We start from the raw sequence: 13,382 nt of genomic DNA, 5'->3' as shown, positions 1-13,382 counted from the left end.
GTCGCGCTGCAATGCGGCTGTTCTCGCGCAAGCGTCTCTGCAATCGGCGCGTCAAAGTCGCGCCAGACTCGCCACCATCAACAGCGCCGCGGCCACGGTCACCAACACCAGGTACACCCCGCTCAGGCCGATGTACTTGAGCACGGTGACCAGCCAGGACTGCGCGTACACGCGCCGCTGCATCCATAGCAGATACACCGGCATCCACAGCGTCAGCCCGAACTGCACGACCCCGATACTCCAGGTGATCGGGCTGGCGATGTGCGCCAGCGCATCGCTGAGCAGCGACAACAGCAGTTGCGTCAGCAGGTTCAGGCACAGGAAGGCGTGGCTGTACAACGCCACCACCAGATGCTCCAGATACACCTGCCCGCTGCGCACGTAGAACACCCGCAACAGCAGCGCAAACAGCGGCACCAGCACCAGCAATGCAGACGGTACCGCTGCGAAGAACGCGTTGTAGAGCAGCTGCGGATCGCTGCGCAGCCGCGGCAGGTTGTCGCGGATATGGCGAAGCTGGGTATTGATCCAGCGGTTGGCGAACTGCGGTAGCGCCGCATAGTGCAGTGGGTTGCTCACCGGGTCCCACGGCTTGCCCATCACCGAAAAGAACGTGCTGTCGCTGTTTGCCTCTGCGGTGGGCACGGCGCTGGTCGGACGCGCGTCGGCTTGCAGCTGCGTCAGACGACGTTGCGCTTGCGCGTTGGCACGCGCGATGCCGGCGTCCATGCTGTCGCGTGCGATGCCGCTCGGCACGGCCGCGCGTGTCTGCGTCAGCGTCTCGACCAACTGCCTGCGTACCGCTTCCACCTGCGCCGGCGTGCGTGCATGTGCGAAATCCTTGGGAACCGTGGTCTGGCTGGTGCCGGGCGCAGCTGCGCTATCGCTGTCTGCGTCTGATGCATGCACGGCGATGCGCGCGATGAAGAACGTCAACAGGCTCAGGACCAGGAACAGCCGCATCGGCGCCACATAACGCACGCGTTGGCCGCCCAGGAAACGCTGCGCCACGCGTCCGGGCACCAGCAGATCGCGCAGGGTGCGGAAAATGCGCCCATCCAGATGCCAGAACGATTCGAAGACTTCTTCCACCGCATGGGCGACGCTGCGCACCGGGTTGTGCACGCTTTGCCCGCAGGCGTGGCAATACGCCCCCTGCAAGGCAGTCGCGCAATTTTCGCAGGCCGTGGGATGGTGCGCGGTCGAATGCGGTGACATGAGCCAGTTCCGGTTGGCGAGTCGGGGAAGGCGCGTTGCCGTCGACCCGATCCCGAAAGAACGGCGTTTGGCGCACGCGTGCAACGGTGTCCCGCGCCGGCCCGGTTGTGCAGCAGCCTTCGCGTTTTGCCCGCGCGCAGTCGCGCAGCGGGCTCTACCCAGCTGCGCGGCAAGGCCGCAGTCGGAAAGTAGGCGTAAGATAGCCGGCCCGCGCGACCCGGTGCCAGCGCCTCCCGGCACGGCCGTAGTCCGCGCAGCGATCGGTTGTCATGTCTGTTTCTTCTGCACCCCCGTCCGCGACGCCAGGCTTCGCCTCGGAAGTGCGCACCACCGGCCTGCTTGCGTTGCCGCTGGTGCTCGGCCACGTTTCCACCGGCCTGATCGGTTTTGTCGACAACGTCATCGCCGGCCACCACGGCACCGCCACGCTGGCTGCGGTCACCATCGGCACCTCGCTGCTGTGGCTGCCGATGCTGGTGCCGATCGGCACCTTGATCTCGTTGACTGCCTCGGTCTCGCAATTGCTCGGCGCCGGCCGCGAGCGCGAGATCGGGCCGCTGTTCCGGCAGGCGCTGTGGCTGTCGCTGGGGTTGAGTGCGCTGATGTTCGTGTTCTTGAGCGTGGTGCCGCCGTTGCTGCCCACCTTCGGGATCGCAGCGGACATCGTGCCCGGCGCCACCGCGTTCCTGCATGCGGTGCGCTGGGGCGTGCCGGCGCTGACCTTCTACTTCTGCATGCGCTACCTCAGCGAGGGCATGCACTGGACGCTGCCCACCATGCTGCTGGGCTTTGGCGGTTTGCTGGTGCTGGCACCCGTGGGTTATGCGCTGACCTATGGCAAGTTCGGCTTCGCCGAGCACGGTGCCGAAGGGCTGGGCATGGCCTCGGCCATCACCATGTGGGTGCAGGCAAGCGTATTTGCGCTGTATCTGTGGCGCGCGCGGCGGTTTGCGCATCTGCAATTGTTCGCCCACCTGGAAGGACCGCGCTGGCGCGCCATCGGCGAGTTGCTACGCACCGGCTTGCCGATCGGCATCACCGTGCTGATGGAAGGCGGGTTGTTCATCGTCACGGCGTTGTTGATCGGCCGGCTGGGCTCCACCGAAGCGGCGGCGCACCAGATTGCGATCAACGTCGCGCAACTGTGTTTCATGATCCCGATGGGCGTGGCCGAGGCCACTACCGTGCGCGTAGGCCACGCAGTGGGCCGCGGCGACCCGCTGGCGATGCGGCGCGCTGCCTGGGCCGGCTATGCCATCGTGCTGGGCACGCAGGCGTTCTCGGCCAGCGCGCTGCTGCTGGGCCACGATGCCATCGTCGGGGTCTATACCGACGATGTGGCGGTGGCCGCGCTGGCGTCGGTGTTGCTGTTGTTTGCTGCCACGTTCCAGTTTCCCGACGGCATCCAGGTGCTCTCGGCCGGCGCGCTGCGCGGGCTCAAGGACACCCGCGTGCCGATGTTCCTGGCGATGTTTTCCTATTGGGGCGTGGGCATGCCGATCGGCGCCGGGCTCGGCCTGGGGCTGGGCTGGGGACCGAAGGGCATGTGGGTGGGCCTGATCCTGGGCCTGACGGTGGCGTCGATCCTGATGGGGCTGCGCTTCCGCCAGACTAGCCGGCGGCTGACCGCCACCGTGACACCCTGACTTCCAGCGCATGCCGCGCGCGCTGTGCAGCCGGTATGCTGGGCACCATCGATCTGTATGCAGCGTCTTTCGACGGAGCTTTCCATGAATCACCCCGTGCGTCGCAATCCCATCGCCAGCTTCTTCGTCGGCCTGTGGGATGTGATGAATTTCACCCGGCGCCTGATTTTCAACCTGGTGTTCTTCGGTTTCCTGTTCTTGCTGCTGCTGGTGTTCGTGGTGGCGCTGGCGCGCGGCGATGGCACCAAGCCGCTGGCCGAGCGCACCACCCTGGTGATCAACCCGGAAGGCACGCTGGTCGAACAATTCAGCGCCGACCCGGTCAGCCGGTCGCTGGCCAAGGCGGTCGGCGACAAGAGCGCCGAAGAAGTGCAGCTGCGCGACCTGGTGCGCGTGATCGAAGCGGCCGGCAAGGACCGCAAGATCGAGCGCGTGCTGTTGAACCTGGACAAGCTGCAGCCCTCCGGCTTCGCGTCCCAGCGCGAAGTGGCCGCCGCCTTGCAGAAATTGCGCGCCTCCGGCAAGCAGATCGTGGCCTTCAGCGAGAGCATGAGCCAGGGCCAGTACCTGCTCGCCGCACAGGCCAACGAGGTGTATCTGGACCCGATGGGCAGCGTGCTGCTGGAGGGCCTTGGACGCTATCGCCAGTACTTCCGCGAAGGCCTGCAGGACAAGCTTGGCGTGGACGTGCATCTGTTCCGCGTCGGCGAGTACAAGTCTGCCGCCGAGCCGTACATCCTGGACGCGGCCTCGGCCGATGCCAAGGAAGCGGATCTGTTCTGGATGAACGATGTGTGGCGGCGCTATCTGTCCGACGTGGGCACTGCGCGCAAGCTGAGCCCGGCGCAGCTGGCTGCCGGTATCGACACGCTGCCCGAAGGCGTGGCCGCCGCCGGTGGCGACCTGGCCAAGTTCGCGCTGCAACAGAAGCTGGTGGACGGGCTCAAGACGCGCGAAGAAGTCGATGCGCTGCTGGTCAAGCGCGGCGTCGCCGACAGCGATGCCGACAGCGGTTTCCGCAATATCGGCTTCAACGATTATCTGAGCCAGCTGCAGGCGCAGCGTTCGCCGATGGACAGCCGCCCGCAGGTGGCGGTGGTCGTGGCCGCGGGCGAGATCAGCGGTGGCGAACAGCCGGCCGGACGCATCGGTGGCGAGTCCACGGCGGCACTGCTGCGCCAGGCGCGCGACGACGATGAAGTGAAGGCGGTGGTGCTTCGCGTGGATTCGCCCGGTGGCGAAGTCTTCGCCTCCGAGCAGATCCGCCGCGAAGTGGTTGCGCTCAAGCAGGCCGGCAAGCCGGTGGTGGTGTCGATGGGCGACCTGGCCGCGTCCGGCGGTTACTGGATCAGCATGAACGCCGATCGCATCTACGCCGACCCGTCGACCATCAGCGGCTCCATCGGCATCTTCGGCATGGTGCCGAACCTGACCCGCGCGCTGGACAAGATCGGCGTGCACACCGACGGCGTGGCCACCACGCGGTTCGCCGGTGCGTTCGACATCACCCGTCCGCTGGATCCGGCCGCCGGCCAGGTCATCCAGGCAGTGATCAACAAGGGCTATGCCGATTTCACCGGCAAGGTGGCGCAGGCGCGTCACCAGTCGGTGGACGCGATCGACAAGGTGGCGCGTGGCCGTGTGTGGAGCGGCGCGCAGGCCAAGGAGCGCGGGTTGGTGGATGCGTTCGGCGGCATGTCCGAAGCGGTGGCCGATGCGGCCGACCGCGCCAAGCTGAGCCGCGGCAAGTTCCGCGTGCGCTACGTGGAAAAGCCGGCCACGCCGTTCTCGCAGTTCATGAGCGGATTTGCCGGCAGCCGCATGGGTGCCTGGATGCTGGGCGACTCGGGCATGGCGCGCGCGCTGCTGGCCCGCTCCTTGCCAGAAGTGGATACGCAGCTGCGCTTCGTCGAAAGCGCCGTGCACGACAGCAAGGCAGGCGGCACGCCGGTCAAGTCGCTGGCCTACTGCTTCTGCGGGTTCTGAGACATCGCGCTCAGTGCGCAATCGATGCATCGACAACGCCGGCCATGTGCCGGCGTTGTTGTATGTGCCGATGATGTGGTGGTTTGAGCGGCCGAACGAACGAGCAGACGGCAAGACTCATGGGGGGCCGTCGAGCGCGCAACGATCAGTTATTAGCCGTTAGCCATTCGCCATCGCGCATGTGGTCGTGCACGCAGTGGCAGCCTTGGCAGACATTCACCGGTGGATGTTGGCGCACCCGTGTGCTGGTTGGCGACAAATGCACGCGCTCCAGGACGCCAGTTCACCCGGTTGCCGAGGTTTCGCTACTGCGTGGCTGCATCGATCGCCTTGCGCTGATCGTCGGCCGCCTGGTCGGTTGCGGCCTGCACCGCGTGCGCCTTGTCCAACGGTTGCTGGATGTGGTCGCGCAAAGCCGTGGCCTGCGGGTCGGGCTTCTGATCGGTGGGTGCGGGCTGCGGCCGCTGACAGGCGCCAAGCGACAACGCCAGACCAACTGCAAGCATGCAATGCATCTTCATCGTCGTGACCTCGCTTGGGGTGGCGTTATCCTAACGCCCGGGCCACGCATACGCGTCAACTGCGTTGCAGTGGCCGTTTCCTGTGCTTTGAAGAGGATCACCCACGTGACAACGCACCGTTGGCGGCTGGATGGACAGACTGCCCTCATCACTGGCGCCAGCGCCGGGATTGGTCTTGCCATCGCGCGCGAACTGCTTGGCTTCGGCGCCGACCTGCTGATGGTGGCGCGCGATGCCGATGCCCTGGCGCAGGCGCGCGATGAGCTTGCCGACGAGTTTCCCGAGCGCGAACTGCACGGGCTGGCCGCCGATGTCTCCGACGATGAAGAGCGCCGCGCCATTCTGGATTGGGTGGAAGACCATGCCGATGGCCTGCATCTGTTGATCAACAACGCCGGCGGCAACATCACCCGCGCCGCGATCGACTACACCGAGGACGAATGGCGCGGCATTTTCGAAAACAACGTGTTTTCTGCGTTCGAACTGTCGCGTTATGCGCATCCATTGCTGACGCAACATGCTGCTTCGGCAATCGTCAACGTCGGCAGCGTCTCGGGTATCACCCATGTGCGCAGCGGCGCGCCGTACGGCATGACCAAGGCGGCGCTGCATCAGATGACGCGTAATCTAGCCGCCGAATGGGCCGAGGATGGCATCCGCGTCAATGCGGTGGCGCCGTGGTACATCCGCACCCGCCGCACCTCCGGTCCGTTGTCCGATCCGGATTACTACGAGCAGGTCATCGAACGCACGCCGATGCGCCGCATTGGCGAACCAGAAGAAGTTGCCGCGGCGGTGGGTTTCTTGTGTCTGCCCGCTGCCAGTTACATCACCGGCGAATGCATCGCGGTAGACGGCGGCTTCTTGCGCTACGGGTTCTAGCGCAGGCAACCACTACCCGCCTGGTTCCCGATCGGATGTGCTTGGACGCGGAGCCGGCATGGCCATGCACCCGCCGGTGCTGCGCTTCTTCTTTCAGCTAATTGCGGTTGCCCGCCAACCGTACAGACCTATCGGCTCAATGACGCGACAGGCGTGCTCAGGGCGTGGCGGCCGGATTGGCGCAACGGCTCTCGTCCAGCACCCGGCGCATCTGCTCGTAGCGTTGTTTGCGTTCGGCCGACTGCGCTTCATCGGAAAAGCGCCAGGTGGATTCGGCCTGCTCGGCGCGTTTGCGCCAGGCCTCGCACAGGCTCTGGTCCGGCACTGGCGCGCAGCGGTCGGTGACCACCTCGCAGGCGCTGCCGCCCCCGGTGGCCGGCCCGCCGGCCAGGTTGGTGGTCTGCATCGGCAGGCAGCGCGTGGCCGGTTCGCGGTCTTCGGTGAAGTAACGCCCGTTGTCGTGTGCGGTGCACTCGAACAGCGGCGGCGGTGGCAGGGTCGACGTCGAGGTGACCGTCGGTGCTGGCGGTGCGGCGGGCGTGGCTGGTGCAGCGGGCGCCGACGCGGCCGCCTGCGCAGCAGTCCGTGGTTGCGCCGCTGGCATCGCAGGTGCAGGCGACGGGTTGCTAGCGCCGCCTGGCGCGAATGGCACCGCCGCCGGTGCGGTCATCAGCTTCTTCTGTTGTTGCATGCCCTTCGGGCACGGCATGTTCTGCACCGTCAGTGCGCCGGCCGGATCGGTACAGCGGTAAATGGCCACTTCCTGCGCGCCGGCCAGCGAGCCGAGCGCCATCATGCTGAGCGCCATTGCGCCGGACAGCGTGCGGCGCCTCATGCGCCGCCGCAGTCGCGTTGCTGGCGCGCCTCGATGCCGCGCTGTTCGCGGCTGAGATCCTCGCGCTCACTTTGCAGCGCGCTGTTGTAGCGGCGGATCAGCTCCCAACGGCGGTCGGCCAGCCGCGCGCAGACTTCCTGCGCGGGCAGGGCGTGGCATTCGTCGCGGATCTGCACGTTGCCGTACGGCACGATCACCGTGCCGCCATATCCGCCGCCGGTGTAACCGCCCTGATAACCGCCTTGGTAGGGATCTACACCGACGCTTGCGCTGCCGCGGATGCTGCCTCGTCCGGTGCCGCCCTGCACCGAGATCGCCGGACGCGGGCTTACCGAGATCGGGGGACGCTGGATGCCACCACCGCCGCGGACCGGGGGAGCAACGGTATTGCCCACATAGGCGGGCCCCCAGGTCGGCACCCAGCGCGGATTGCCTTCCGGGCTGTCGCTTGTGTAGCGGTTGCCGTCTTCGGTGGTGCACTCGTACATCGGCTGTGGCGGCTGCACGGTGACGATACGGACCTCATGCGTGGGCGCTGCGGCGACCGGTGCCGGCGGCTCCACGCGGGCCGGACGCGGCGGCGGGTCCTGCGGGCGTTGCAGATCCAGCACCTGCTGGCGACCGCTGCTGCAGGAGGCATCCTGCAGGGCGACGGTGCCGGTGCTGCTCACGCAGCGATAGACCCGTACATTCGGGTCGGGTTTGCTCGCGGGGGTGGCGGCCGACGCAGGCAGCGCCGCGGCCAGCAGCAGAAGAGTCAGGACGGTACGCATGGCCGCAGTGTGCGCGTCTGAGCGGCCGCCGCAAAGGGGGGGCGGCTGAACAATGTGCAGGCTCGAGACGACAACGCGCCGGATGGCTGTGGCCTGCTGCCGACATGCCAGGCAGTCGTTAAGTAGGCCGCCGAGGGCCACGGCCCGGAACATTCGGCGCGGGACAGACGAATCGATGAACCCACCGCGCGCGCCTCATGGCTGCGCGGCCGTTTCTCGGCCGTACTCAGTCGCGCAGGATCTGCCCGCTGCGTGCGTCGCGGATCTGGGTCGGCTGCGCGAGGGCGCCAGTCTCGCCATCCACCACGCCATCGATCGTCGCCAGCAATGCCGGATCCAGGGCAGCGCGGCTGCGCGCTGGCGGCTCGCCGGCCAGGTTGGCGCTGGTCGACACCAGCGGCGCCGCCCAGGCCGCGCACAGCGCCGCCACCACGGGATGCGCGCTGATGCGTACCGCCAGCCCGTCATGCTCGCCGGTGACCCAGCGCGGCGCCCGATCGGTGATCGGCAGGATCCAGGTGTGCGGGCCGGGCCAGCTGGCCAGCACGTCCTGTCGGCGTGCCGGCTCCAGTGCGTCGATGTCGACCCAGTCGCGCAGTAGGTCCACGCTCGAGGCCACCACGATCACGCCCTTCTCCACCGGGCGCCGCTTGATCTCCAGCAGCCGCAGTACGGCCGCTTCCTGGCGCGGGTCGCATCCCAGTCCCCACACCGCTTCGGTCGGGTAGGCGATCACGCCGCCCTGCGTCAGTGCGCTGACGGCGCGATCCAGGTCGAGTGTGTCGGTCATGCTGCGCCTCTCAGCCTGCGGCCTTGCTCACGGTTTTCTTGACCACGCGCTTGGCCGCCTTCTTGGCGGCGGTCTTCTTGGCAGGCGCCTTCTTCGCAGCGGTCTTGCTGGCTGCGGACGTGGTCGCGGTCTTCTTGACGGCAGGCTTCTTCGGCGCCGAATCCTTGACCGTCGTCTTCTTCAGGGTGGCCTTCTTGGCGCCGAAGCCCTTGCGCACCGGCTTGCCGGTGTCGGCCAGCAGCTGCTGTACTTCTTCGAACGTCAACGACGCCGGCTCACGATCCTTGGGGATCTTGCCATTGAGCTTACCGTCGCTGATGTACGGGCCGAAGCGTCCGTTGAGCACCTGGATGTCGCTGCCGTCGAATTCCTTGATCACCCGGTTGCGTGCGATCTCTTCCTTCTCTTCGATCAGGAACACCGCGCGCGCCAGATCGATGGTGTAGGGGTCGTCTTCCTTCTTCAGCGAGGCATAGGTGCTGCCACGGCGCGCGAACGGACCGAAACGGCCGATGCCCACGCTGACGTCCTGGTCCTTGTCCTGACCCAGCGCCCTCGGCATCTTGAACAGTTCCAGCGCATCTTCGATGGAGATCGAATAGATGCTCTGGCCCGGACGCAGCGACGCGAAGGTGGGCTTGTCCTCGTCTTCGACCGTGCCGATCTGCACCATCGGGCCGAAGCGGCCGATGCGCGCGCTGACTTCCTTGCCGCTTTTCGGGTCGGTACCGAGCACGCGCACGCTGCCGGCATCGGTCTTGTCCAGCGAGTCTTTCTTGTCTTCGACCAGTTCCTTGAACGGGCCCCAGAACTTCTCCATCAACGGGATCCACTCGGCTTCGCCACGCGACACCGCATCCAGGTCGTCTTCCAGATTGGCGGTGAAGTCGTAATCGACATAGCGGGTGAAATGCCCGGACAGGAACTTGGACACCGCCCGGCCGACGTCGGTGGGGCGGAAGCTGCGGCCTTCCATCTCGACGTATTTGCGGAACTGCAGGGTCTGGATGATCGAGGCATAGGTGGAGGGACGGCCGATGCCGTATTCCTCCAGCGCCTTGACCAGCGCCGCTTCGGTGAAGCGCGGCGGCGGCTGGGTGAAGTGCTGGTCGGTGACGATGCGGTCCAGCGGGACGTTGTCGCCGGCCTTCATCAGCGGCAGCTTGCGGCCTTCGTCTTCGTCCTCGCTGCTTTTGGTGTCCTTGCCTTCCTCGTAGACGGCCAGGAAACCCGGGACCACCACGGTGGTGCCGCTGGCGCGGAACACGTGCTCGCTGCCGGCCGACAGATCCACGCTGACGGTATTGAGCGTGGCCGGAATCATCTGGCAGGCCACCGCGCGGCGCCAGATCAACTCGTACAGGCGGCGCTCGTCCTCGGACAGGAAACGCGCCACCTGCGCCGGGGTACGCAGCGCGGAGGTCGGGCGTACCGCTTCGTGCGCTTCCTGCGCGTTCTTGGACTTGGTGGTGTAGGCGTTGGGCTGGTCGGGGAGCGAAGCGGTGCCGAAGTCGCGCGCGATCACGTCGCGGATTTCCGCCAGCGCGTCCTGCGACAGATTGACCGAGTCGGTACGCATGTAGCTGATCAGACCGACCGAGCCTTCGTCGCCCAGTGCCACGCCTTCGTACAACTTCTGCGCCACCTGCATGGTCTTGCGGGTGGTGAAGCCGAGCTTGCGCGAGGCCTCCTGCTGCAGCGTGGAGGTGGTGAACGGCGGGGCGGGGCGGCGCTTGCGCTCCTTGCTGGCCACGTCGGTGACATGCAGCACGCCTTGCGCGGCCTGCTGGATGCGCAGGCGCGCCGCCTCGGCGGTGTCGCCGTCGGTCACGGTGAACTGCTCGAACTTCTGGCCGTCCAGCTTGATCAGCCGCGCATTGAACGCCTGCGAGGGATGCCGGCAGTGCGCATCGATGGACCAGTATTCGCGCGGGATGAAGGCTTCGATCTCTTCTTCGCGCTCGACGATCATGCGCAGCGCCGGCGATTGCACGCGGCCAGCGGAAAGGCCGCGCTGCACCTTGCGCCACAGCACCGGCGAGAGGTTGAAGCCGACCAGGTAATCGAGCGCGCGGCGCGCCTGCTGCGCGTCCACCAGGTCGCCGGCGATCATGCGTGGCTTGGCCATCGCCTCCTTGATCGCGCGCGGGGTGATCTCGGTGAACACCACCCGCTGCATCGGCTTGTCCTTGAGCAGGCCGCGCTCTTTCAGGATCTCGGCGATGTGCCAGCTGATCGCCTCGCCCTCGCGGTCCGGGTCGGTCGCCAGAAAGATGTCGTCGGCACCTTTGGCGGCACGCGCTATGGCTTCGACGTGCTTCTCGTTCTTCTCGATCAGGTCGTACCGCATCGCAAAGCCGTTGTCCGGATCGACCGCGCCCTCCTTGGGGACCAGGTCACGCACGTGCCCATACGAGGCCAGGACGGTGAAGTCCTTGCCGAGGTATTTATTGATCGTCTTGGCCTTGGCGGGCGATTCGACGATGAGCAGGTGCTTGGGCATGGTGGCAACTTCTTGGGGCGGAGCCCGGGGGGCGGGTAGCGTGGCCTAATTGGCCGGTCGAGGGAAGCAGATCGACCGTTTCCCACGCGTTAACGCCCGGGAAGGGCTCCCGGGCGTTCAGTTCTCTTATTAGAAAGATCACGGCGGACGCCGCCGTGTCAAGCGGCCGGCGCCGCGAAGTGCTAGCGCTGGCTCATTCCGATCGCCGCCAGCATGAAGGCGACGGCCACCACCGACAGCACCAGGATCACCGCGTAAATCGCCAGGACCACGATGGACACGGTATCCAGACCCCTGGACTGCCGCTCCGGATGTGCGGTAAACGCCCAACGGTCCACGACCAGGGTGTCGCAGACCTTGTCGTGCGGGGCCTGCTTGCGCTCGGTCATGCCGGCCATGAAGGCCGCCACGATCACGCCGATGCCCAGGGTCAGCACGCTGATCAGCATATAGGCCAGATAGCGCAGCACATTGCGCCAGAACCCGACCCGGCCGCCGTTGCTGTCGGCCCGCACCAGCTTGATGCCGCAGGCGAGCTTGCCCAGGCTGGCCTGATGCCGGCTGGACTGCATCCAGGCGAAATACAGCGTCGGGATGGCCAGGCCGATTCCGTAGGACATCACCACGATGGCGATGCCGAGCGCACTGCCATCGTCCAGCGCCGAACCCGAATCGCCGCGCGTGGTGACCAGCGCCACCACGAACACCAGCGGAATCACGATCAGGTACACCGCGAAGGTGGTGATCAGGCTATCGAGAATGCTGGCGGCCACGCGCCGCCACAGGCCGGCGTACACCACCGGCGCATCGTGCAGCGCGACGCTTGCCGCGGGGGCGGCGAGGGCCGGGGCATCCCAGGCGCTTGCAGCTGGCACGGTCGCCGCTGCCGGAATGGAATATGGTGGCGGCGACGTTGTGGTCGAGGTCGTGGTCGGGCTTGGCTCTGCCGCCAGCGGCGTGGTGGACCATGCCGACGTGTCTAATGAAGGGGATGGATCCTCTGGCCGGTGTAACGGGGCGATTGCCGGGTGGTGGTCGGCACCGTCGGCCGCGCCCGCATCGCGGGTGCTGGTGCTGGCGCTCGTACCGGCAATGCCGCCGTCGGCAGCTGACGGCTGCCAGCGCGATGTCGCAGCGGCGTGGTCGTCGGTCGGCAAGGGCGCGGTAGGCGACGCTGTAGCCGGCACGTTGGCGCCGGGAGACGCAGCCAACAATGGCGCATGGCTTGCCGCATCCGCCGCTATCGGCCCGCTGGCTTCCAGGGCCGCGGACGCCGTCGCGCTGTCGAAGCCCAGCTCGCCCTCGACCTCGTGCAGTGACACCCACTGCGCCAGACCTTCGCGCCAGACCAGGCTGGAACGGTCGATGATGCCCTGCGACAGGCGCGCGCGAAGCGTGTCCGTGTCCACCGGCCCCTGGCGCTGCCGCTGTGCGTCGGCGTAGTACCACTGCGTCATGTTGTCCCCTTAACGTGTAGCGATCGGCATGCAGCCGGCGGTCAGCCGCGGCAATCCGGTGGAAGTTGGGTGTCGTCGATTTCGGAACTGCAGTGCCAGCTGCCGGCATCCGCATCCAGCTCCAGCCACACGGCCTTGCCGTCGATTCTGGCCGACTTGGGCGCATGGAGCACGGCTTCGATGCCGCATTCGCTGCCTTCGAAACGTCCGATGCGCACGCTGCTCAGCCGCTCGCTTGCGTACTGCTCGGGTGGCTTGAAACCCTCGTCGTCATTGACCGGGCAGCGGCCCTCGCTGGTCAGGAATTCGGTGATCTGCGGCTTCAATGCTGCCAGCTCGCCGACCGCCTCGGCGACCTTGGCGCGGCCCAGGTAATCGTTGTAGGCCGGGAACGCAATCGCGGCGAGGATGCCGATGAGGCCCACGATCACGAAGAGCCCGGCCACCGCACCAAGCACTGCAACCAGCGGCCAGCCGGGGCCATTGCTGCGCGGTTGCGCTGGTGGCGCGACAGACGAATGGGCCGGCGGAACGTACGCCGCGGCAGGCGGCAACGGCGGCGGAACCGCGCCCGCCCGCACATCAGTGGAAACTGGCGGGCCCAGGGTGTCGGCGCAGGCGGACAGCGGCAGCCAGCTGTCCATGCCTTCGCACCAGACCAACGTATCCAGGGCGACCACGCGATCGCGATACAGGTCCAGCAAGGCATCGTCGGCCACCGGGCCATGCCGATGGCGGTGGCCATCGGCGTAATACCAACTGCGCATCCCC

At 66.9% G+C, this 13,382-nt stretch carries 11 protein-coding genes; 3 read left to right on the top strand and 8 right to left on the bottom strand.

From position 1 onward, the window contains the following. Positions 1-51 precede the first annotated feature (51 nt). Positions 52-1,302, bottom strand: coding sequence for a DUF3667 domain-containing protein (locus tag ACCQ03_RS19075; protein WP_209227292.1), 1,251 nt, complete (start codon positions 1,300-1,302; stop codon positions 52-54). 185 nt (positions 1,303-1,487) lie between these two features. Here ACCQ03_RS19075 and ACCQ03_RS19070 point away from each other — a divergent pair, with 185 nt between their 5' ends. Beyond that, on the top strand, positions 1,488-2,864 hold the full coding sequence (locus ACCQ03_RS19070; RefSeq protein ID WP_057677458.1) for an MATE family efflux transporter: 1,377 nt from the start codon (positions 1,488-1,490) through the stop codon (positions 2,862-2,864). An 84-nt stretch (positions 2,865-2,948) separates the two neighbouring features. After that, positions 2,949-4,850 (top strand): signal peptide peptidase SppA, encoded by a 1,902-nt coding sequence (gene sppA / locus ACCQ03_RS19065; protein ID WP_057677457.1) that lies wholly within the window; start codon positions 2,949-2,951, stop codon positions 4,848-4,850. 305 nt (positions 4,851-5,155) lie between these two features. Here sppA and ACCQ03_RS19060 read toward each other — a convergent pair whose 3' ends face one another. Further along, entirely contained in the window at positions 5,156-5,371 is a 216-nt protein-coding gene (locus ACCQ03_RS19060) for a hypothetical protein (protein ID WP_039568690.1), read from the bottom strand. Positions 5,372-5,476: 105 nt separating this feature from the next. Between ACCQ03_RS19060 and ACCQ03_RS19055 the strand changes: the two genes are divergently transcribed. After that, positions 5,477-6,253, top strand: coding sequence for an SDR family oxidoreductase (locus ACCQ03_RS19055; RefSeq protein WP_057677456.1), 777 nt, complete (start codon positions 5,477-5,479; stop codon positions 6,251-6,253). 157 nt (positions 6,254-6,410) lie between these two features. On the opposite strand, the gene ACCQ03_RS19050 is transcribed toward ACCQ03_RS19055, so the two are convergent. The 6 genes from ACCQ03_RS19050 to ACCQ03_RS19025 all read right to left on the bottom strand — a co-directional run bounded on the left by ACCQ03_RS19050 (position 6,411) and on the right by ACCQ03_RS19025 (position 13,378). After that, positions 6,411-7,061 carry a DUF4124 domain-containing protein gene (locus ACCQ03_RS19050; RefSeq protein WP_061112136.1) on the bottom strand — a complete coding sequence of 217 codons (651 nt, stop codon included), beginning with the start codon at positions 7,059-7,061 and terminating at the stop codon, positions 6,411-6,413. Positions 7,062-7,084: 23 nt separating this feature from the next. Further along, the gene (locus ACCQ03_RS19045; protein ID WP_209227294.1) at positions 7,085-7,861 is read right to left on the bottom strand and encodes a DUF4124 domain-containing protein; all 777 of its coding nucleotides are present in this window, start codon (positions 7,859-7,861) and stop codon (positions 7,085-7,087) included. Between the two features lie 226 nt (positions 7,862-8,087). Next, a complete protein-coding gene (gene tsaC / locus ACCQ03_RS19040) occupies positions 8,088-8,651 on the bottom strand; it encodes an L-threonylcarbamoyladenylate synthase type 1 TsaC (RefSeq protein ID WP_209227296.1) in 564 nt (187 codons plus the stop codon). 10 nt (positions 8,652-8,661) lie between these two features. Beyond that, entirely contained in the window at positions 8,662-11,154 is a 2,493-nt protein-coding gene (locus tag ACCQ03_RS19035; RefSeq protein ID WP_057677452.1) for a DNA topoisomerase I, read from the bottom strand. A gap of 182 nt (positions 11,155-11,336) precedes the next feature. Then, positions 11,337-12,611, bottom strand: a complete 1,275-nt coding sequence (locus ACCQ03_RS19030; RefSeq protein WP_057677451.1) for an RDD family protein — start codon at positions 12,609-12,611, stop codon at positions 11,337-11,339. Positions 12,612-12,652: 41 nt separating this feature from the next. Beyond that, positions 12,653-13,378, bottom strand: a complete 726-nt coding sequence (locus tag ACCQ03_RS19025; RefSeq protein ID WP_209227298.1) for a pilin — start codon at positions 13,376-13,378, stop codon at positions 12,653-12,655. Between the last annotated feature and the right edge of the window lie 4 nt (positions 13,379-13,382).

This window comes from Xanthomonas sp. NCPPB 3569, from assembly GCF_041475645.2.
Classification (GTDB): Bacteria; Pseudomonadota; Gammaproteobacteria; order Xanthomonadales; family Xanthomonadaceae; genus Xanthomonas; species Xanthomonas phaseoli.
This window is presented reverse-complemented; position numbering and strand designations above follow the sequence as displayed.

Bases quoted from the DNA above. Each gene is read 5' to 3' on its own strand.
- ACCQ03_RS19070 (WP_057677458.1), top strand. From the start codon at position 1,488: ATGTCTGTTTCTTCTGCACCCCCGTCCGCGACGCCAGGCTTCGCCTCG.
- sppA (WP_057677457.1), top strand. From the start codon at position 2,949: ATGAATCACCCCGTGCGTCGCAATCCCATCGCCAGCTTCTTCGTCGGC.
- ACCQ03_RS19060 (WP_039568690.1), bottom strand. From the start codon at position 5,371: ATGAAGATGCATTGCATGCTTGCAGTTGGTCTGGCGTTGTCGCTTGGC.
- ACCQ03_RS19050 (WP_061112136.1), bottom strand. From the start codon at position 7,061: ATGGCGCTCAGCATGATGGCGCTCGGCTCGCTGGCCGGCGCGCAGGAA.
- ACCQ03_RS19045 (WP_209227294.1), bottom strand. From the start codon at position 7,861: ATGCGTACCGTCCTGACTCTTCTGCTGCTGGCCGCGGCGCTGCCTGCG.
- tsaC (WP_209227296.1), bottom strand. From the start codon at position 8,651: ATGACCGACACACTCGACCTGGATCGCGCCGTCAGCGCACTGACGCAG.
- ACCQ03_RS19035 (WP_057677452.1), bottom strand. From the start codon at position 11,154: ATGCCCAAGCACCTGCTCATCGTCGAATCGCCCGCCAAGGCCAAGACG.
- ACCQ03_RS19030 (WP_057677451.1), bottom strand. From the start codon at position 12,611: ATGACGCAGTGGTACTACGCCGACGCACAGCGGCAGCGCCAGGGGCCG.
- ACCQ03_RS19025 (WP_209227298.1), bottom strand. From the start codon at position 13,378: ATGCGCAGTTGGTATTACGCCGATGGCCACCGCCATCGGCATGGCCCG.